The 19242-nt window shown below is 65.0% G+C and carries 19 protein-coding genes, 1 tRNA gene and 1 CRISPR repeat array (1 of these 21 running past the window's edge); of the genes, 8 read left to right on the top strand and 12 right to left on the bottom strand.

The genetic code is table 11. The features are described 5' to 3' along the window. Positions 1-932: a CRISPR direct-repeat array (repeat unit 29 nt; unit sequence CGGTTCATCCCCGCGTGTGCGGGGAACAG); it reaches 12 nt to the left of the window's first position. Positions 933-1010: 78 nt separating this feature from the next. The 4 genes from cas2e to KZZ07_RS18720 all read right to left on the bottom strand — a co-directional run bounded on the left by cas2e (position 1011) and on the right by KZZ07_RS18720 (position 2534). After that, the gene (gene cas2e / locus KZZ07_RS18735; protein ID WP_219516392.1) at positions 1011-1298 is read right to left on the bottom strand and encodes a type I-E CRISPR-associated endoribonuclease Cas2e; all 288 of its coding nucleotides are present in this window, start codon (positions 1296-1298) and stop codon (positions 1011-1013) included. Beyond that, entirely contained in the window at positions 1295-1666 is a 372-nt protein-coding gene (locus KZZ07_RS18730) for a site-specific integrase (RefSeq protein ID WP_219516391.1), read from the bottom strand. The genes cas2e and KZZ07_RS18730 overlap by 4 nt, the downstream gene beginning before the upstream one ends. Before the next feature lie 64 nt (positions 1667-1730). After that, positions 1731-2036: a site-specific integrase gene (locus KZZ07_RS18725; protein ID WP_219516390.1), complete on the bottom strand. Its 306-nt coding sequence runs from the start codon at positions 2034-2036 to the stop codon at positions 1731-1733. Positions 2037-2449: 413 nt separating this feature from the next. Next, positions 2450-2534, bottom strand: a tRNA-Leu gene (locus tag KZZ07_RS18720). A 151-nt stretch (positions 2535-2685) separates the two neighbouring features. On the opposite strand from KZZ07_RS18720, the gene KZZ07_RS18715 reads away from it, so the two are divergent. Next, positions 2686-3180: a Hint domain-containing protein gene (locus KZZ07_RS18715; RefSeq protein WP_255564444.1), complete on the top strand. Its 495-nt coding sequence runs from the start codon at positions 2686-2688 to the stop codon at positions 3178-3180. Between the two features lie 6 nt (positions 3181-3186). On the opposite strand, the gene KZZ07_RS18710 is transcribed toward KZZ07_RS18715, so the two are convergent. Beyond that, positions 3187-4863, bottom strand: a complete 1677-nt coding sequence (locus KZZ07_RS18710) for an NAD(P)H-hydrate dehydratase (protein WP_219516389.1) — start codon at positions 4861-4863, stop codon at positions 3187-3189. Between the two features lie 169 nt (positions 4864-5032). On the opposite strand from KZZ07_RS18710, the gene KZZ07_RS18705 reads away from it, so the two are divergent. From KZZ07_RS18705 to KZZ07_RS18690, 4 genes are all read left to right on the top strand, one after another. Then, the gene (locus KZZ07_RS18705; protein WP_219516388.1) at positions 5033-5371 is read left to right on the top strand and encodes a P-II family nitrogen regulator; all 339 of its coding nucleotides are present in this window, start codon (positions 5033-5035) and stop codon (positions 5369-5371) included. Positions 5372-5443: 72 nt separating this feature from the next. Continuing rightward, the gene (gene glnA, locus KZZ07_RS18700) at positions 5444-6847 is read left to right on the top strand and encodes a type I glutamate--ammonia ligase (RefSeq protein WP_219516387.1); all 1404 of its coding nucleotides are present in this window, start codon (positions 5444-5446) and stop codon (positions 6845-6847) included. Positions 6848-7011: 164 nt separating this feature from the next. Next, a complete protein-coding gene (locus KZZ07_RS18695) occupies positions 7012-7812 on the top strand; it encodes a lytic murein transglycosylase (protein ID WP_219516386.1) in 801 nt (266 codons plus the stop codon). 120 nt (positions 7813-7932) lie between these two features. Further along, the gene (locus KZZ07_RS18690; protein ID WP_219516384.1) at positions 7933-8601 is read left to right on the top strand and encodes a hypothetical protein; all 669 of its coding nucleotides are present in this window, start codon (positions 7933-7935) and stop codon (positions 8599-8601) included. Here KZZ07_RS18690 and KZZ07_RS18685 read toward each other — a convergent pair. After that, positions 8582-9322 carry a heme-dependent oxidative N-demethylase family protein gene (locus KZZ07_RS18685; RefSeq protein ID WP_219516383.1) on the bottom strand — a complete coding sequence of 247 codons (741 nt, stop codon included), beginning with the start codon at positions 9320-9322 and terminating at the stop codon, positions 8582-8584. The two genes, KZZ07_RS18690 and KZZ07_RS18685, sit on opposite strands and share 20 nt — an antisense overlap. A gap of 159 nt (positions 9323-9481) precedes the next feature. On the opposite strand from KZZ07_RS18685, the gene dddP reads away from it, so the two are divergent. Then, positions 9482-10822 (top strand): dimethylsulfonioproprionate lyase DddP, encoded by a 1341-nt coding sequence (gene dddP / locus KZZ07_RS18680; protein ID WP_219516382.1) that lies wholly within the window; start codon positions 9482-9484, stop codon positions 10820-10822. Positions 10823-10826: 4 nt separating this feature from the next. On the opposite strand, the gene KZZ07_RS18675 is transcribed toward dddP, so the two are convergent. Beyond that, positions 10827-11360 carry an NUDIX hydrolase gene (locus tag KZZ07_RS18675; RefSeq protein WP_219516381.1) on the bottom strand — a complete coding sequence of 178 codons (534 nt, stop codon included), beginning with the start codon at positions 11358-11360 and terminating at the stop codon, positions 10827-10829. Next, positions 11350-12258 carry an endonuclease/exonuclease/phosphatase family protein gene (locus tag KZZ07_RS18670; protein ID WP_219516380.1) on the bottom strand — a complete coding sequence of 303 codons (909 nt, stop codon included), beginning with the start codon at positions 12256-12258 and terminating at the stop codon, positions 11350-11352. The genes KZZ07_RS18675 and KZZ07_RS18670 overlap by 11 nt, the downstream gene beginning before the upstream one ends. A gap of 85 nt (positions 12259-12343) precedes the next feature. On the opposite strand from KZZ07_RS18670, the gene KZZ07_RS18665 reads away from it, so the two are divergent. Next, entirely contained in the window at positions 12344-13555 is a 1212-nt protein-coding gene (locus KZZ07_RS18665; protein WP_219516379.1) for a bifunctional alpha/beta hydrolase/OsmC family protein, read from the top strand. Positions 13556-13618: 63 nt separating this feature from the next. Then, positions 13619-14866, top strand: a complete 1248-nt coding sequence (locus KZZ07_RS18660) for an NAD(P)/FAD-dependent oxidoreductase (protein ID WP_219516378.1) — start codon at positions 13619-13621, stop codon at positions 14864-14866. Positions 14867-14921: 55 nt separating this feature from the next. On the opposite strand, the gene KZZ07_RS18655 is transcribed toward KZZ07_RS18660, so the two are convergent. The 4 genes from KZZ07_RS18655 to KZZ07_RS18640 form a co-directional block, all read right to left on the bottom strand. Then, positions 14922-15521, bottom strand: coding sequence for a biotin transporter BioY (locus KZZ07_RS18655; protein ID WP_219516414.1), 600 nt, complete (start codon positions 15519-15521; stop codon positions 14922-14924). A 143-nt stretch (positions 15522-15664) separates the two neighbouring features. Then, positions 15665-15970, bottom strand: coding sequence for a hypothetical protein (locus tag KZZ07_RS18650; RefSeq protein ID WP_219516377.1), 306 nt, complete (start codon positions 15968-15970; stop codon positions 15665-15667). Positions 15971-16069: 99 nt separating this feature from the next. Next, on the bottom strand, positions 16070-17503 hold the full coding sequence (locus tag KZZ07_RS18645) for an NAD(P)(+) transhydrogenase (Re/Si-specific) subunit beta (protein ID WP_219516376.1): 1434 nt from the start codon (positions 17501-17503) through the stop codon (positions 16070-16072). A gap of 13 nt (positions 17504-17516) precedes the next feature. Continuing rightward, positions 17517-19088: a Re/Si-specific NAD(P)(+) transhydrogenase subunit alpha gene (locus tag KZZ07_RS18640; RefSeq protein ID WP_219516375.1), complete on the bottom strand. Its 1572-nt coding sequence runs from the start codon at positions 19086-19088 to the stop codon at positions 17517-17519. Between the last annotated feature and the right edge of the window lie 154 nt (positions 19089-19242).

The following is a 19242-nucleotide window of genomic DNA, read 5'->3' as shown; positions in this document are numbered from 1 at the left end:
GCGTGTACGGGGAACAGAGCGACGGCGCCGCCCTGCGGATCGGATACCACGGTTCATCCCCGCGTGTGCGGGGAACAGTTCGGACGCCGGGGCAATTCCTGTGAATGTCACGGTTCATCCCCGCGTGTGCGGGGAACAGCGCAACCGCCGAAACGACGCCTCCGGTAGCTCCGGTTCATCCCCGCGTGTGCGGGGAACAGAAATCGCCAAGGTTTTCGGCGCCGGGCAAGCGCGGTTCATCCCCGCGTGTGCGGGGAACAGGCCAGGTCATCCGGTGACCCGGCGCTGGTCACCGGTTCATCCCCGCGTGTGCGGGGAACAGGAGGGTGCGCTGCGTGGCATCGTCGGCCACCGCGGTTCATCCCCGCGTGTGCGGGGAACAGTTGAGCGACGGACCGCTGGCCTTCTCCTTTTGCGGTTCATCCCCGCGTGTGCGGGGAACAGGGCCCCGACCGCGCCCGCCTGCGCAGCCGGTCCGGTTCATCCCCGCGTGTGCGGGGAACAGAGGCGAGACGACAGCCAGCGGTCGTGCCAGAACGGTTCATCCCCGCGTGTGCGGGGAACAGGCGCTGCAACTGACCGCTGTTCCCTGCGTGATCGGTTCATCCCCGCGTGTGCGGGGAACAGACCCTCTGGGACAGCCTGAACGCCTCTGACGGCGGTTCATCCCCGCGTGTGCGGGGAACAGGCACAGACAGCGACGGTTTCGCCACCATCGCGCGGTTCATCCCCGCGTGTGCGGGGAACAGCCTGCGGGATAAGGTGGTGTAATGCGTGACACCGGTTCATCCCCGCGTGTGCGGGGAACAGTCGACCCAGGACAACATCAACATTCAGTTGCGCGGTTCATCCCCGCGTGTGCGGGGAACAGCGCCGGTCATAGAGCACATTCCCCCCGTCGCGCGGTTCATCCCCGCGTGTGCGGGGAACAGTCTTCCTGCAGACACTTGATCTACCGAGATTTCCTCGATGTCAAAGAATGTACCGACTGATCGGTGGCATTTGCCGCTTCACTTTGAACGCTCAGCGAGAAAGCTGACCAGCTTCAATCCATCGAAATCCACCGGCGGTCTCCGATTGGCTCCGGCCGTTCTGAAATCATTTCCCTGATCGGTCAGCGCTTTCCAGACCATGACCGCATCTCCCGCCTCAATACCGCCAAGGACCTGCTCCCGGATCATCTGGCGTCTGCACGCGGAATAGGTGCCGACGTAGACCCCGGCGCGAACCTCGACCAGCCAGGCCGCCAGCCGACCGCGCAGCCGGGGCGGCGCGCTGGACACGACGACGACCATCATCCCCGGTGCCCCTCGTCACCGGATTGCGGGTCGTCAAAGGCCTTGGGCGTCGCTTCGGGCGGCGCCTCGGGACGCGCGAGCCCGCCTGCGCTGAGAACCTCGTCAATCGCCGGGATGATACGGTTGAGCAATCCGGACGTTTTCGGGGTCAGCCCGCTGCTGCGCAGCCAGTCAGACAGCTTGTTGCCCACAATCTTCGCGGCCGTTTTGTACTTCACCGGGTCGGTCTCATTGTGAAACAGGGTCCCTTCGGCGGCCGCCCGCACAACGTCGACGAAGCCCTGCTCGATGATCTGGTCGTGCAACGGCACGTCGCGACAGCCACCGGCCTTGACCGTTCCCGCGCCTGGAGGGACCGCGGCACGCACCTGCCGTCCACCTGGCGAATATCGGCCTTGCGCAGCTGGACACTCTCGCCGACGCGCGCGCAGGTTACGCAAAGAGCAACGGCCCCCATCGCTTCCTATTCACCGATGTCTCCTCCTCACGGAGGCTTCGGAAGGTGTCCGTCATCGGCGCGCAAGCGCGCAGAACTTGCAGGGTTTCCTGGGCCGTGTATCCGCGCGCAGGGCTGTAGACCTTTTTCGGCTTGGGTTGCTTCACCCTGGCGGCCACGTTCTCCGGCAGCTGATCGTTCTCGACAGCCCGGGCAAACAGGGAGCGAACCGTCGACAGGCAGATGTCATTCACCGTCTTCGGCGACACCTCCTTCAACAGGTCGTCGCGCCAGGCGCTCAAAGCTCACGCGCTCCGGTGCGCTCTCCGGCGGCTGGACGTTCACGGTGATCCCTGCCGTAGGAGTACCGGTGTCCCCCTCGTCACGTTCGGAAATACGTGCCAGCGCCTCCAACTCGGCCTGGCACAGCGCGCGGACGATCGACCAACTGAACAAGTTCACCATCCCCAGAACGGCCCGCCGTGGCAGCGCGAAGGCGGTCTACCAGAAGATCGTCACTCCCGACCGGCGCGCCGCGCGGCTCGTTGCGCGGTTCTTCGTCGAAAGCGAGCCGCCGGTTGTACAGGCTCAACGCAAGTTGATCTGGCGCCGTATTGCCTGCCATCCGCGGCCCCGGATTGTAACCACCGATGCAACCACAGAACGGACTACACCCCATGTTTGCAGGGCATTCCTTAATTTCAAAGGCTTGAGATGGTGCGGGTGGAGGGACTTGAACCCCCACGCCTTGCGGCGCCAGAACCTAAATCTGGTGCGTCTACCAATTTCGCCACACCCGCAACGACGCGCTGAATAGCAAAGCGCCGGGACCGAGGCGAGCGGAAAATTCCTGTAAAAGCCTATGCAATTCCGGGCGACATAAACCGGATCTTGGCCTATCCTGCCGCAAAACAAGAAAAGACCGGCAGTAACATACAGGAATAAGAGACGATGGCCCATGACATGGTCCGGCGTGGCAGCGGCGTGGAATCCCAGCGCCGATCCCCCGCCAATCCCGCTTGCAATGCGCTTCCGCTCGGCACGGTTGTGCTGACGCTCGATGGCGCGTTGCCAGTCGAATATCTCGCCCCGGGGGACCGGATCATCACACGAGACAGCGGGACGGCGCGGCTGGTCGCCCTGCGGCCCCGGCGCAGGCGCCTGCCAGCGGTTTTCGTGGCACCCGGCAGCTTGGGGCACATGCGGCCCGACCTGACGCTGGTCCTGCCCGCCGCGCAAGAGGTGCTCTTGCGCGACTGGCGGGCACGGGCGCTGTTCGGCAAGGACCGGGCGCTGGTGCCCCTGTCGCGGCTGATCGACGGCCAGTTCATCCGCAGCGCGGGCGAGATCGACATGCAACTGGTCGAGCTGGCCTTTGACAGGCCGCATATCCTCTATGCGGACGGGCTGGAATTGGCCTCTGCCACAACCGGCGTCACCGCCTGACAGGCGTCACAGCCCCAGCGCGCGAAACACCTTGGGCAGTTCCTCGGGCAGGTCCTCGGCGATCAGGCCGGGGCCGAAACTGCGCGCAGCCTCGACGTGCAGCCATGCCGCCGCCTCCACCGCTTTGTGAACGCCAAACTCCGCCATCGGATGCGCAAGCAACCCGCCGATCATACCCGCCAAAACATCCCCCGCACCAGCGGTGCCCAGCCAAGGGGCCGCGCGATGATAAAGCGCCGGGTGCAGGCCAGTCGTCCCGTCGGGCGAGGCGATCACGGTGGCGGGACCTTTGAGGAGGACCGTTGCCCCACAGCGGGCCGCAGCCGCCTGCGCGGCGTCGATCCTGGACATCGGAGGCGCGGCCAAGGATGAATGCCTGGCGCTTTCCGACAGGTCGGGGAAAAGCCGAGCAAACTCGCCTTCGTGTGGTGTCAGAACCGCCGACGGTCCCAGTGCCTCGAAAAGCGGTTCGGGGTCATCGGCGAAACTGCTCAGCGCATCGGCGTCCAGCACCACCCGCCGGTTCACGCTGTTCAGGGCGGCCAGCACCAATTCCCGCGTTTTCGCACCGACGCCGAGGCCCGGGCCAAGCACGACGCAGCTGAGCCGGGTATCCTCCAGCATGGCGCGCAGCTCATCCGCGCCCCCAACCGGGCGCAGCATGATCGCATTCAACTGGGCGGCGTTTTCTTGAACTGCGGCGGGCGGAACCGCCAGTGTCACCAGACCGGCGCCAACGCGCAGGGCCGCGCGGGCGGCCATCCGGGCCGCACCGCCGCGCCCGACCCCGCCCCCGAGGATCAAGGTATGGCCACGATCGTATTTGTGCCCGCCCGCGCCCAGATGGGCGACATGGCGAAGCCAGAGTTTTCGCGTGCGGCCGGGCTCCGGATCGATCAACCGAATCCGGGCGGGGTCGTCGAGTGCCCCTGCAAGAAACGCCGCATTCCCGGACGACGGGCCTTCGGGAAGTCCGATGTCGACCACGACAGGAGCGCGACGCCCGGTTTTCGCCAGGTAGTGCCCCCGCTTGGCACGGTGGAAGGTGACGCAGAGGCCACACGTCAAGTTGCGAGGATAGACCTCGCGTTGCAGGAAGGTTTCGCTGCCAACTTCATCTTGGAAGTTTGGGTACAGGACTTCGCCGGAATCCATGTCCATTCCCGAGGGCGCGTCCACGGCGACAACATGGCAAGCCCTCTGGGTTGTACCCGAAACTCGTTTCCGTTGGGTGACGGCCTGAAAGGCCTGCGCGCAAATCAAGGGGATCGGGCGGGTCAGCCCGGTGCCAAACATGGCGTCGACCAGCAGGACGGGCCGCGGCCCCTGCCCGGCCTGGCCCGGTTCCATCGGCAAGATCTCTCCCGTCGCCGTCCATCGGTCATGCATGGCGCGGGCATCAGGTGACAGGCTTTCGGACTGGCCGAAGAAAAACACCTCCACGTCCCACCCGCGCTCATGCAACAGCCGCGCGACGACAAACCCGTCACCGCCATTGTTCCCCGGCCCGCAAAGGACGACCGCCCGATGCGCCCCCTGCCCCAGGTCCGGCCATTCCTCGAACACCGCCTCGACCACGCCGGCGCCTGCGCGCTCCATCAGTTCCAGGCCCGTCACGGCGCCGCTGTCGATCGCTGCCTGCTCGATCTGGCGCATCTGCGCCGCGGTCAGAAGCTCTGTCATTTTGCCCCGCGATTCAATTCTGCACAGTTATTGCGCACTTCGCTCAAAAATTGACCGCACCCGAAAAATCGCTCTGCGCTTGTGGCCCTCACAGGGCCTATCGGATTGTGGCGATCATCCAGAAGTGATCTGCCAAGTCCACGAAGAGCGCAAGGGAGAGCGAGGTCTCATGAAAAAGATCGAAGCGATCATCAAGCCATTCAAGCTTGATGAGGTGAAGGAGGCGCTGCAAGAAGCGGGCATCCAGGGTCTGTCCGTCGTCGAGGTGAAGGGCTTTGGCCGTCAGAAGGGCCATACCGAGCTGTACCGTGGCGCCGAGTACGTCGTCGACTTCCTGCCCAAGGTTAAGATCGAGATCGTGCTTGATGACGACCAGGTCGATTCCGCCATCGAGGCCATCGTCGAGGCCGCCAAGACCGACAAGATCGGCGACGGCAAGATCTTTGTCAGCCACGTCGAACAGGCCATCCGTATCCGCACCGGCGAAACCGGCTCGGACGCGCTGTAATTCCAGAAATTGACCGCGGCACAGCTGGGCCGCAGGCATCCCAACAGTATGACAGAAAGGGACTCAACAGTTATGAGCAACGCTGTTCTCGACATGATGAAGGAAGAGGACGTCGCCTACGTCGACATCCGGTTCACCGATCCGCGCGGCAGACTGCAGCACGTGACCGTGATCGCAGATGAAGTCGACGAGGATTTCCTCGACGAAGGCTTCATGTTCGACGGCTCCTCGATCGCCGGCTGGAAATCGATTGAAGCCTCGGACATGAAACTCATGCCCGACCTGGAAAGCGCCTATATCGATCCGTTCTACGCCGAAAAGACGCTCTGCCTGCACTGCTCGGTCGTCGAGCCCGACACCGGCGAACCCTACGAGCGTGACCCGCGCGGCACCGCCGAAAAGGCAGAGGCCTACCTGAAGTCCTCCGGTATCGGTGACACGTCCTTCTGGGGTCCGGAAGCCGAGTTCTTCCTGTTCGACGACGTGCGCTTCTCGAACACGATCAACAAGGTCTCCTACGAGGTCGACGCGGTCGACGCCTCCTGGAACACCGACACCGAGTACGAGACCGGCAACATGGGTCATCGTCCCGGCGTCAAGGGCGGCTATTTCCCGGTCAACCCGACCGACGACGCGCAGGACCTGCGCTCGGAAATGCTCTCGACCATGAAGCGCATCGGCATGAAGGTCGACAAGCACCACCACGAGGTGGCCTCCTGCCAGCACGAGCTTGGCCTGATCTTCGGATCGCTGACCAAGCAGGCGGACGAACTGCAGAAGTACAAGTACATCATCCACAACGTGGCGCATGCCTACGGCAAGTCGGCCACCTTCATGCCCAAGCCGATCTACGGCGACAACGGCACCGGCATGCACTGCAACATGTCGATCTGGAAGGACGGCAAGCCGCTCTTTGCGGGTGACAAGTACGCGGACCTCAGCCAAGAGGCGCTGTATTTCATCGGCGGCATCCTCAAGCATGCCAAGACGCTGAACGCCTTCACCAACCCGTCCACCAACTCGTACAAGCGCCTGATCCCCGGCTTCGAAGCCCCGGTTCTGCGCGCCTACTCGGCCCGCAACCGGTCCGGCTGCGTCCGTATTCCGTGGACCGAAAGCCCCAAGGCCAAGCGCGTCGAGGCCCGTTTCCCCGATCCGTCGGCGAACCCCTACCTGTGCTTCGCAGCTTTGCTGATGGCCGGTCTGGACGGCATCACCAATAAGATCGATCCCGGCGAGGCGATGGACAAGAACCTCTACGACCTGCCGGCCGAAGAGCTGGAAGGCATCCCCACCGTCTGCGGCAGCCTGCGCGAAGCCATCGACTGCCTGAAGGCCGACCACGAGTTCCTGCTCGCCGGCGACGTCTTCACCAAGGACCAGATCGACGGCTACATCGAGCTGAAGATGGAAGAAATCGAACTGTTCGAACACACGCCGCACCCGGTCGAGTTCGGCATGTACTACAGCTGCTGATCGCCGCGCGATCTTCAGCGGAACGGGCGCCCCCTTGGGCGCCCGTTTTCATTTCTGCGCCCTTGGCCCGCGGCGGGTGCCCGCCACCCCGCACCTTCCCCCCTTGGCGCCTCCTCTTTGCGCGGCTAACCTTTCGGGGAAACCGTCCGTACCGGAGCCCTGCCATGCGCCGCCTCGCCCCTGCCCTTGCCCTTGCCATTCTGACCGCTGTCCCCGCCTTTGCCGCGGGCTGCGGCAACACCGCCTCGGGCTTTGACGCCTGGAAAGGCGACTTTGCCGCCGAAGCCCGCCGCGCCGGGGTCGGCGACCGGGGCATCAACGCCCTCATGAACGCCCGCTATTCCACCAAGACGATCGGCGCCGACCGGAATCAGAAAGGCGTGAAATACAGCTTCGAACGGTTCGTGCAGATCCGCCTCGGCTCGCTCGACAGTTTCGCCAATGGCGCCCGCAAGCGGATCAACCAGAACAAGGCCTTTTACGACAGCCTCGAACAGCACTTTGGCGTGCCCGCGGGTGTCATCGTGGCCATTCACGGCATGGAAACGGGTTATGGTCGCACGATGGGGACCGAACCGGTGATCAACTCGATCCTGACGGTTGCCTATGACTGCCGTCGCCCGCAACTGTTCCGGCCTCACGCCATCGCCGCGCTCAAGATGGTGGATCGCGGGATGCTCTCGCCCGGCCAGAAAGGCGCCTTCCACGGAGAGCTGGGCCATACCCAGTTCCTGCCCGGCAACGCCATGCGCTATGGCGTCGATGCCAATGGCGACGGTCGGGTCGATTTCTACAACCAGGCCGATGCGCTGGCCTCGACTGCCAATTTCCTGCGCCAGAAGGGCTGGAAGCGCGGCCAGCCCTTCGGCCCCGGCACCCATAACTTCCGCGTGTTGAACGAATGGAACGCCGCCACGGTCTATCAGCAGGCCATCGCCGCGGCGGCAGAAAGGATCGGCCGCTGAGGCCGATCCGGAAACAAAGCGCCCAAAACCGCGTAATTTTCCCCGAATCGCCCGATTGTTAACATGTTTCGGGGTCAGTCTTTCCTTGTGCGGACAAAAATGCCGCCACAGGAGAGCAGAATGACCTTCGAATACCCCTACGCGGGGATGATCCTGCCGGATGTGCGGGATCTGCACCCCGATCCCTATCTCGACAGCGCCGCAAAGGTGCTGGCTCGTCTCGATCCACGCCCTGACGCCAAGGCTCCGACACGACGACAACCGGGCCGGGTCATGGGCCACCACCTGGGCATTGCCGTACTCGCCGAAGAGCAAAGCGACTATGGCCCCCGCGTGGTGCTGGAGGTCGTGACCGTGGATGGCACGCCCCCCGACGAGACCGATGCCGCGCGCCTTCTGTCAGACACGGTGCGGGCGGCGCTGGATCATTCCTCGGCCGATATCCTGGAATGGTTCGCCCCCGATACGCTGATCGACCGCGAGGATTTTATCCGCCTGCGGAATTTCGTCTCGCCGCGCCGCATCGGCCGGGTCGATACGGAAATCGAGGATGCGCTCTTTGAAAGCGCCGCCGCGGCGCAGGGCATCTGCGGCACGCTGTACCCCAAACGCCCAAAGCCGGCCGAGATCCCCAACCTGCCCGCCGTGGTGGCGGATAATGCGATGAAGCCCCGGCTTTCGCGTTTCGGCCTGAGGCGCGCCAGCCAGATGATGGCCGTCACGAGCCTGATCGCCGTGCTCGGCACGACCGGGCAGATGGACTATTTCCTCAGGCAGTTCCTGCAGTGAGTGCCGCGCTGCGCACCAGGTAGGTGTGAATCGAGAAAACCACCGCGCGGGTTCGCGGCAGGCGCAGGATGCATTGCCGCTCTGACCGCCAGAAAGGCGCAGTGGCGGGATCGACCGGCGCGCGCGGAGCGTGCAGCGAACGCGGCTGGAACAGCTCGGGCTCGGCGTAGCGCAGGGCATTGAACCGCCACAGCGGGCGCCCCGGCTGCACCCCATCGAACAGCCTTTGCACCCGGCGCGCGATGTTTTCGTCAAAACTGTCGACAGGATCGTGAATCGCCGTCATCGGACGCATGAATTTCTCGTCCAGCCGCCAGCTGGCGGGGAAACACAACACGGCCCCGGTCAGCACATGCTGATCGCCGTGCTTTTCCATCAGGCACAGGTCTTCCTGCACGATACGCCCCAGCGTTCCCAGCGGATCGGCCCGATCCAGCGCGATGCGCGCGCCGTCCGGGCAGGATACACTGTCTTCTGCCCGCGAAAACCCGTCGGGCAATGACCCAAGCACCGTTTCCAGCAGTTCTTCCGCCGCCGGAATGGCGCCAACCGACAGGGCCAGCACCTCGTCTCGGTGGTCGGACAGCAGGCGGCGGCGCTCTGCCATCTGCCCGGCATAGGCCTCGTCCACGATCAACCAGTCCGACGGATCCAGAGGCGCGATCCCAGGCAAGGGGCGCGGCGCGGTGACATCGTAGGGGATTCGGTCTTGCAGGATCATGCGCGCAGGCTAGGCCCGCCACGCGGCCATCGCCAGTCGCGCGACCCGACGTCACGCCGGTCCTTGCGGTCAAAAAACGACGCGCTGTACGGTCGCAATTCCACGCGCCAGCCATTGTGCGCCCCGGCAGGCTGACAGGATCAGCGACCGGATGACGCCATGAACACCCATTTCCGCGATACCCGCAAGATCGACCCCACCCGTGGCGCCGTCACCGGCGACAACACCCCCAACGACATGGACCGGATCGAGATCGGCCCCACGCGCCTTGCCCTGGCCGAATGGGCCGCTGTGGGGCTGGACCTGCCCGATCTGCAGGAGATGCGCCGCTATCGCTGGCAGCGGCTGACCGATCACGTCGTGGCGCGTGACCTTGCGGGGCTGCTGGTCTTCGATCCATTGAACATCCGCTACGCGACCGACAGCACCAACATGCAGCTCTGGAACACCCACAACCCGTTCCGGGCGGTGCTGGTCTGCGCCGACGGCTACATGGTGATCTGGGATTACAAGAACGCGCCCTTCCTGTCCTCGTTCAACCCGCTGGTGCGCGAGGCCCGCTCTGGCGCGGACCTGTTCTATTTCGACCGGGGCGACCGCGTCGACCTGGCCGCAGACAGCTTTGCCGCCGAGGTCGCGGACCTGCTGGCGCAGCACGCCCCCGGCAACACGCGGCTGGCGGTGGACAAACCCATGATCCACGGGCTGCGCGCGCTGGAGGCGCAGGGCCTGACCGTCTTCCCCGGCGAGGAAGTCACCGAAAAGGCCCGGTCCGTGAAAGGCCCCGACGAGATCAAGGCCATGCGCTGCGCCGTCCACGCCTGTGAGGCCGCGATGCACGAGATGGAGCGTTTCACGCGTCTGAACGTCCCCCTTGCCGACGTGTCAGAGAACGACATCTGGGCCGTCCTGCACGCCGAGAACATCCGCCGGGGCGGCGAATGGATCGAGACGCGGCTGCTGACCTCCGGCCCTCGTACCAATCCCTGGTTCCAGGAATGCGGCCCCCGGATCGTGCAGACCAATGAGATCGTCGCTTTCGACACCGATCTTGTCGGCAGTTATGGCATCTGCGTCGACATCTCGCGCACCTGGTGGGTCGGTGACCGGGCGCCCCGGCCCGACATGATCGACGCCATGCGGCACGGCCATGACCACGTCATGACCAACATGGAGATGCTGCGCCCGGGCGTGAACATTCAGGATCTTTCACGGAACACTCACCTGCTGCGGCCCGAATTCCAGCGGCTGAAATACGGTTGCCTCATGCACGGGGTGGGTCTGTGCGATGAATGGCCGCTTGTGGCCTACCCGGACCACATGGTCGAGGGCGCCTTCGACTACGAGCTGGAGCCGGGCATGACCCTCTGTGTCGAGGTTCTGGTCTCGCCCGACGGGGGCGATTTCTCGATCAAGCTGGAGGAACAGGTGCTGATCACCGAGGACGGCTACGAGAACCTCATTTCCTACCCTTTCGACCCGCAACTGATGGGGCACTAGGGCGTCACGCCCAGGCCCTCACCCGCCGCGCCATGCGCAGGACCGACTCTGCCTGCGTGTAGTCCTGTAGTCTGTCCAGCCGCGCCCATGCCAGCGCCTTCGACTCTGCCGTGGCGTTTGGCTCACCCGCCTCGGCCCGCATCAGGAAACGGACGTCGTAGTGCAGGTGCGCCGGTTCCGCACCGCGCGCCGGGATTTCGTGGATATCGATGTCGAAAACATCCTCCGACAGCAGCGCTATCCGCGTCAGCCCCGATTCCTCGTAGGCTTCTTTCAAGGCCACGAACCGCACATCCGCGATGCCGTCGCAATGTCCACCCAGTTGCAGCCAGCGGTCGAGCTTGGCGTGATGGGTCATCAGAACCGCTTGTCCATCCGGCGACAGGACAAAGGCCGAGCCGGTGACATGACCACCGATGAAGGGATCGCGCGAAAAGGCGGCAAGCCCCCACCGTGCACAAAAATCCCTCAATCGGTCCCATTCCGCCCGATCCCGCGCGTCATGCGGCACGAAACGCCCGATCCTGTCAATCCGCATCCAGGTGCACCCTTGCTAGAACGCCCGCGTGATCCGATCCCCAGAGCGGCCGGGTCTCTGCCCGCCCGCCGCCGGGCGCCCAGACCTGATCCAAGGCCAGCGGGATCGGCAACGCCTGCCCGGCGGGCCAGCCATGCGGCGCCAGCCAGTAGGTCGGTTGCAGCGGCCCGGCGCGCCGCACATCCGCCGCCCGTGTCAGGCGCCGCACCGAATGCCCCCAGGGCATCATGTTGAAATCCCCGGACAGGATCACCGGCCCCTCCAGCCCGGCCATCACCTCTTCCAGCGCCGCCGCCTGAGCCGCCTGAGGATGCGGCCAGGGCCAGCGCAGGTGCACCGACAACACCCAGACCGGCCCCTGCGGCGTGTCCAGGTGCAGCCCTGCCACTCCCTGCCCCGGCAGGCAAAGCGTCCCGCCCGGCAGAACAGGATGGCGAGAGAGCACGGCATTCCGGCTCCAGCTATAGAAAGGACAGGTGGCGCGATGCGGATACACCGGCGCCAGCCGGTCGAGGATGTCGCCGTTGCGGCTGGTCAGTTCCTGCAAGGTGATCACGTCCGGGGCCTGCGCCAGCATATCCGCCGCCAGTTCGGGAATCTGCGCGTTTCGGTACAGCAGGTTCTTTTGGTAGACGGAAAAACTGCCCGGTGACGGCGTTGCCAGCTTCATCACAACCGCCTGCCCCAGCACCACCAGCGCCGCACCCGCCAGCCCCCAGCGCAGCCAGCGCGCCCATCCGGTCCAGATCACAACCAGCGCCGCCAGCGCCACCAGCGGCAGGCGCGCCACTGCCAGCGAGTCCCCTGCGGGATGCAGGACCCCGCCCCAGGTTGCCAGCGCGGCCAACACCAGGAAACCTGCAACAATGCTCACCAGCGCGCGCATCAAACTCACCATGCCGTGACGCTCCTGACAGTTTGCTTGTGAGCCGCCCCGGCACGACCCATTCTCTGACCCAACAACAGAACGTCAGGACGCCCCAATGCCCACCGAACGCATCACATTCCCCGGCCATGCCGGCGACAGGCTGGCCGCCCGGCTGGACCTGCCCGAGGAAAAGCCGCTGGCCACAGCTCTCTTCGCCCATTGCTTTACCTGCGGCAAGGACATCGCCGCCGCGCGGCGCATCGCTCAGCGGCTTTCCGCGATGGGGATCGCCGTGCTGCGCTTTGATTTCACCGGGCTGGGCCATTCCTGTGGCGAGTTTGCCAATACCACCTTTCACAGCAACGTGGGCGACCTGAAGGCGGCCGCCGACTACCTGGAAGGGCGCGACATGGCCCCCAGCCTGCTGATCGGCCATTCGCTGGGCGGGGCGGCGGTGCTGCGCGCGGCGCCCGACATCGACTCGGCCAAGGCGGTTGCGACCATCGGCGCGCCCTTCGATCCCGATCACGTCACCCACAACTTTGCCGACGCGCTGGACCGGATCGAGGAAGAAGGCCAGGCCCAGATCGACCTGGGCGGGCGGCCCGTGACCATCGGGCGAGACTTTGTGCGGGACGTGAAGGCGCAGGAGCTGGCCCCGATCATCGGCTCGCTGAAGAAGGCGCTGTTGGTCCTGCACGCACCGCGCGACGCGGTGGTGGACATCTCCAACGCCACGCGGATCTTCACCGCCGCCAGACACCCCAAGAGCTTTGTCACGCTGGATGATGCGGATCACCTCGTTTCGTCCCCCAAAGACGCGGAATATGTCGCCGAGGTGATCGCCGCCTGGGCCGACCGCTATCTTGACCTGCCCGCGCCCGCCCCGCCGATCGGCGCGCCCGAGGGCGTGGTGCGGGTGACGGAGGCCGCGGCAGACGGTTTTCTGCAGGACATCCAGAACGGGCCGCATCACCACGCCCTTGCGGACGAGCCCGAGGCCTATGGCGGCAGCAACCGGGGCATGTCGCCTTACGGGTTCCTTTCGGCGGGCCTGGGTGCCTGTACCTCGATGACCATCCGCATGTACGCGCGGCGCAAGGGCTGGCCGCTGACCGGGATCAGCGTGGACGTCATCCATGACAAGGTTCATGCCCAGGACGCCGGGACAAGCGCGACGACCCGCGTCGACCGCTTTGTCCGGCGGATCACCCTCGAAGGCGACCTCGACGCCGACCAGCGCGCCCGCCTGCTGGAAATCGCGGACAAGTGCCCGGTGCACAAGACGCTGGAAAAGGGCGCCGAAATCGAGACCGAACTGGCCTGATGCCCCCTTGCCTCCGGTCCCCGTTCCGCGCCACTGTCGCGCCGCAAAAGGGGGACCAGGGGCATGAAGGCATATCGTCAGGTGGCCGTGATCGGCGCGGGTATGGTGGGCGTCTCTACCGCGCTCTGGCTGCAACGCATGGGTTGCGAGGTCACGCTGATTGACCGCGAAGGCCCCGCAGCGGGCGCCTCGACCGGCAACGCGGGCATCATCGCGGCGGGGGCCGTCGTGCCCCTGCCCGTCCCCGGGCTGCTTTGGAAGGCGCCCGGGATGCTCTTCGACCCGCGCCAGCCGCTGTTCCTGAAATGGGGCTACCTGCCCCGCCTCGTGCCTTTCCTGATGCGCTACATGGGACATGCCCGCCGCGAGAAGGTGGAACAGATCACCACGGCGCTGACCGCCCTGCTGCATGACAGCGCCGACCAGCACCAGGCCCTGGCAGAAGGGACCGAGGCCGCGCAGTTCATCCAGCCCGGCAGCTACCTGCACGGCTATGCCAGCAAGCAGGCCTTCGAGGCGGATGCCTATGGCTGGGACCTGCGGCGGCGCAACGGCTACACGGTCCGCGAGATGACCCCCGAGGACATGGCCGCCTTCGACCCGGCGCTTGCGGGCCGCTTCGGCTATGGGGTCGACAGTCCGCAGCACGGCACGATCACCGATCCGGGCGCCTATGTCCGCACGCTGGCCGCCGCCTTTGAGGCCGGCGGCGGGCGGATCGTACAGGCCCGCGTGACCGGCTTTCGCGAGGAAGACGGACGCGCGGTGGCGGCCCTGACCGACAAGGGAGAGGTCGCGGCAGAGGGGTTTGCCGTCACGCTTGGCGCCTGGTCGGGCGGGATCGCCCGCGCTCTTGGCGTCACGGTGCCGCTGGAAAGCGAACGCGGCTATCACGTCGAATTCCATGCCCCCAATATCGAATTGCGCGCGCCGGTCATGGTGGCCTCCGGCAAATTCGCTGCCACCTCGATGCGCGGGCGCCTGCGGGCTGCGGGGATCGTGGAATTCGGGGGGTTGAAAACCCCGGCCTCGCGCGCGCCCTTCAAGCTGATGCGGCGCAGCGTAGCGCGGATCTTTCCCGATCTCACTTACAGCCATACCAGCGAATGGATGGGCCACCGGCCCGCCACGTCGGATTCCCTGCCGGTGATCGGCCCCAGCCCGCGCCTGTCCAATGTCTTTCTTGGCTACGGACACCAGCACGTCGGTCTGACAGGCGGTCCGCGCACCGGGCGCTGGCTGGCGCAGATGATGGCGGGCGAACCGGTGAATGCCGATCTCGCGGCCTTTGCCGCCGACCGCAGGGGCTGAAACGCAAAAGGCCGGGCACATGGCCCGGCCTTTCCGTCACTCGGATCTCTGGGGATCAGTCGCGCGCGCGGCCCACGAGTTTCCACGCCAGCGGCAGGATCACGGCGGCCAGGGCCAGCTTGATCGCGTCACCGACGAGGAACGGCGTCAGCCCCCATTCCAGGATCGGCTTGTCCCAGCCGTAGAGCATGCCCAGCCAGATCAGGCCCGGAACATAGATCATGGCGTTGCCCAACAGCATGGCGCCGGCCATCTTGGGTGCCGAACGATCCCAGCCGGCGCGGGCAAGGACACCCAGCGCGACGGTCGCCAGCACGTAGCCGACAAGGTAGCCGCCGGTGCCACCCATCATGTATTCGATGCCGAATGCCTCAGCCGAGGAACCTGCGAAGACATCGAATCCCAGCGCGCCGACGATCATGTAGCCAAGGATCGTCACCAGCCCCAGGCGGGGACCATAGGCGGCGCCGACGGTCAGCACGGCAAAGGTGCCCATTGTGATCGGGACGGGCCACATCGGCACCTTGATCTTGGCGGCGGCGGCCAACACGGCGATACCGAGCACCACCAGCGCCACCTGCTTGAGGCGCAGCGCGGCGCCTTCGTTGGCGCCGAAAGCTTCGGCCAGCACGTTGCGGTTCATCGTCAGGTTCATGGGGTGCCCCCTCGTCATGAATATCTCCCTCATGTTTTTGCCCGACTTGCTGCGCCGCCGCAAGGGAGCACCAAGTAGATGTACAAAACCTGCTAACCCATTCATTTGCAAACAGTGCGGGCCGAGGTTGCAAATTCGGCCGCTCAGAGCGGTCCCAACCGCCCCAGCAACCCCGGCATCTGGCGCAGCAGGTCCAGCGCCATGTTCGCGTCGCGCACCTTGATATCGACCAGCGGATGCTCCCAGTCCTCACCGCGCACGGCATGAATCCGGAACGCCCCGTTCTCGGCGTCGTTCTCGGGGTAATACCCCAGGTCGACCACCACCGCGCGCTTGGAATACTGCGCGAGATCCTCGAGCAGGCGATCCGGCGTCAGTGGCTCCAGCGGCTTGACGATCTGCCAGCCCGCCACGCGAAACACCGAATTGATCTGCAATGCCAGTTCCATGAGGTCCCCTCTTTTCGCGCCAGACTAAAATGGGGCCGCCGAAACGGCGACCCCAATGATCTTGTCGAGATGTGACAATGGCGGAAACCCGCCAGACGGTCACGAGATGCGGTTAAGCAGCTCGCCCAGCGACTGTTTCGCGTCGCCGTAGTACATCCGCGTGTTCTCTTTGTAGAACAGCGGGTTCTCGATGCCCGAGTAGCCCGTGCCCTGGCCCCGCTTGGAGACGAAGACCTGCTTGGCCTTCCAGCATTCCAGGACGGGCATCCCCGCGATGGGAGAGTTCGGGTCTTCCTGTGCCGCCGGGTTCACGATGTCGTTCGAGCCGATGACGATGGCGACGTCCGTGTCCGGGAAATCGTCGTTGATCTCATCCATCTCCATCACGATGTCATAGGGCACCTTGGCCTCGGCCAGCAGCACGTTCATGTGCCCGGGCAGACGGCCCGCGACCGGGTGGATGGCGAACCGCACCTCCTTGCCCTGGGCACGCAGGCGGCGCGTCAGTTCGGCCACGTTCTGCTGGGCCTGTGCAACCGCCATGCCGTAGCCGGGGATGATGATGACGCTGTCGGCCTCTTCCAGGGCCTGCGCAACACCGTCCGCGTCGATGGCGATCTGTTCGCCCTCGACTTCCATCGCCGGGCCGGACGAGCCGCCGAAGCCGCCTAGGATGACGCTCACGAACGACCGGTTCATCGCCTTGCACATGATGTAGGACAGGATCGCACCCGAGGAGCCGACCAGTGCGCCGACCACGATCAACAGGTCGTTGCCAAGGCTGAAACCGATGGCCGCCGCCGCCCAGCCCGAGTAGCTGTTGAGCATCGAGACAACGACCGGCATGTCGGCGCCGCCGATGCCCATGATCAGGTGGTAGCCGATGAACAGCGCCATCACGGTCAGGACGAACAGCGGGAAAAGCCCGCCCGAGCCCAGATACCAGAACAGGCAAATCAGCGAGATCAACGCCGCGCCTGCGTTCAGCAGGTGCCCGCCGGGCAGTTTCGTCGCCGCCGAGCTGACCTTGCCCGCCAGCTTGCCGAAGGCGATGATCGAGCCAGTAAAGGTCACCGCCCCGATCCAGATGCCCAGCGAGGCTTCGACGCGCAGGATGTTCTGTTCGACCCCGCTCTTGTGCGCGAGGAGGGCGGCAAAGCCCTCAAGCGCGTCACGCGCGGTTTCGTCCATCGCCAGAACGCGGCCCAGTTCGAAATGCGCGTTGTAGCCGACGAAGACCGCAGCAAGGCCCACCAGCGAGTGCATCGCGGCGACAAGCTGCGGCATCTCGGTCATCTGGACGCGCTTGGCGACGACAAAACCGATGATACCGCCCGCAGCGACGAGGATGACCGAGAGCAGCCAGAGGCCCGAGCCCGGTCCGATCAGCGTGGCAAAGACCGCCAGCCCCATGCCGAAGATGCCATACCAGACCGCGCGCTTGGCGCTTTCCTGACCGGACAGGCCACCCAGCGACAGGATGAAGAGGACGGCTGCGACCACATAGGCCGCTGTCGTGAATCCGAATTCCATAGTCCCCGTCTCCTTACGATTTCTGGAACATGGCGAGCATGCGCCGTGTCACGAGGAAGCCGCCGAAGATGTTGATCCCGGCCATGAAGACCGAAAGCGCGGCAAGGATAATCACCAGCACCGAGCCCGAGCCTATCTGCATCAGCGCGCCCAGGATGATGATCGACGAGATCGCGTTGGTGACGGCCATCAGCGGCGTGTGCAGCGAGTGGCTGACGTTCCAGATCACCTGGAAACCGACAAAGACCGAGAGCACGAAGACGATGAAGTGCTGCATGAAGCTGGCCGGGGCGACAAGACCCACCAGCAGCAGCAGTCCGCCACCGACGGCAAGCAGGGTCACCTGCTGCCGGGTCTGGGCCTTGAAGGCGGCGACTTCCTGCGCGCGCTTCTCCTCCGGCGTCAGCTCCTTGGGCTTTTCCTGCTTCTTGGCCGCAATCGCCTGCACCTTGGGCGGCGGCGGCGGGAAGGTGATCTCGCCTTTGTGGGTGACGGTGGCGCCACGGATCACGTCGTCGTCCATGTTGTGATTGATCTTGCCGTCCTTCTCGGGCGTCAGATCGGTCATCATGTGACGGATGTTGGTGGCGTAAAGCGTCGAGGACTGCGTCGCCATGCGCGAGGGGAAGTCGGTGTAGCCGACGATGGTCACGCCGTTGTCGGTGACGACCTTCTCGTCCTTGACGGTACCCTCGACGTTGCCGCCCTTTTCGGCAGCGAGGTCGATGATGACCGAACCGGCCTTCATCGACTTGACCATATCCTCGAGCCAGAGCTTGGGCGCTTCGCGGTTGGGGATCAGGGCGGTGGTGATGACGATGTCCACCTCGGGCGCCAGTTCGCGGAACTTGGCCAGCTGCGCCTCGCGGAACTCAGGCGAAGAGACAGAGGCGTAGCCGCCGGTCGCGGCGCCGTCCTGCTGTTCTTCCTCGAAGTCGAGGTAGACGAATTCGGCGCCCATGGATTCGACCTGTTCGGCCACTTCGGGCCGCACGTCGAAGGCATAGGTGATCGCACCCAGCGAGGTCGAGGTCCCGATGGCGGCCAGACCGGCAACACCTGCGCCGACAACCAGCACCTTGGCCGGCGGGACCTTGCCCGCGGCGGTGATCTGGCCGGTGAAGAAACGGCCAAAGTTGTTCGATGCCTCGATCACCGCGCGATAGCCGGCGATATTGGCCATCGACGACAGCGCGTCCATCTTCTGGGCGCGGCTGATGCGCGGCACCATTTCCATCGCGATGACACTGGCGCCCTTCTCCTTGGCGATGTCCAGGCCTTCCTGGTTGCCGCCCGGGTTGAAGAAGGTGATCAGCGTCTTTTCGGGTGTCAGGTAATCCAGCTCGTCCAGCGTCGGAATGCGGACCTTGGCGATGATGTCCGCCTCGCCCCAGAGATCGGCGGCAGAGCCGACAACCTTGACGCCCGCAGCCTCGTAATCCGCGTCGGAGAACTCTGCCCGCGACCCCGCGCCGGATTCGATCAAACATTCATAGCCCAGCTTTTGCAGCTGGCGGGCCGAATCCGGGGTCATCGCAACGCGATTCTCTCCAGCTTCGACCTCTCTTGGCGTCCCTATCTTCACGGTATTCCCCTTTGTTCTCAGGTACTCCTACGCCCCTGATGAGGCGTTAATTCGCATTTCAGCGCAATCATGCGGCTCTGCAGCGACAGGCAGCGCGGGTTGTAAAACACACCATGACGCGAAGTTAAAGTCGGACAATTATTATTGCGCAACG

It is taken from the genome of Mameliella sp. CS4, from assembly GCF_019392335.1.
Taxonomy (GTDB): Bacteria; Pseudomonadota; Alphaproteobacteria; order Rhodobacterales; family Rhodobacteraceae; genus Antarctobacter.
Note: the sequence above shows the minus strand (reverse complement) of the source record. Positions and strands in the feature narration are given on the sequence as shown.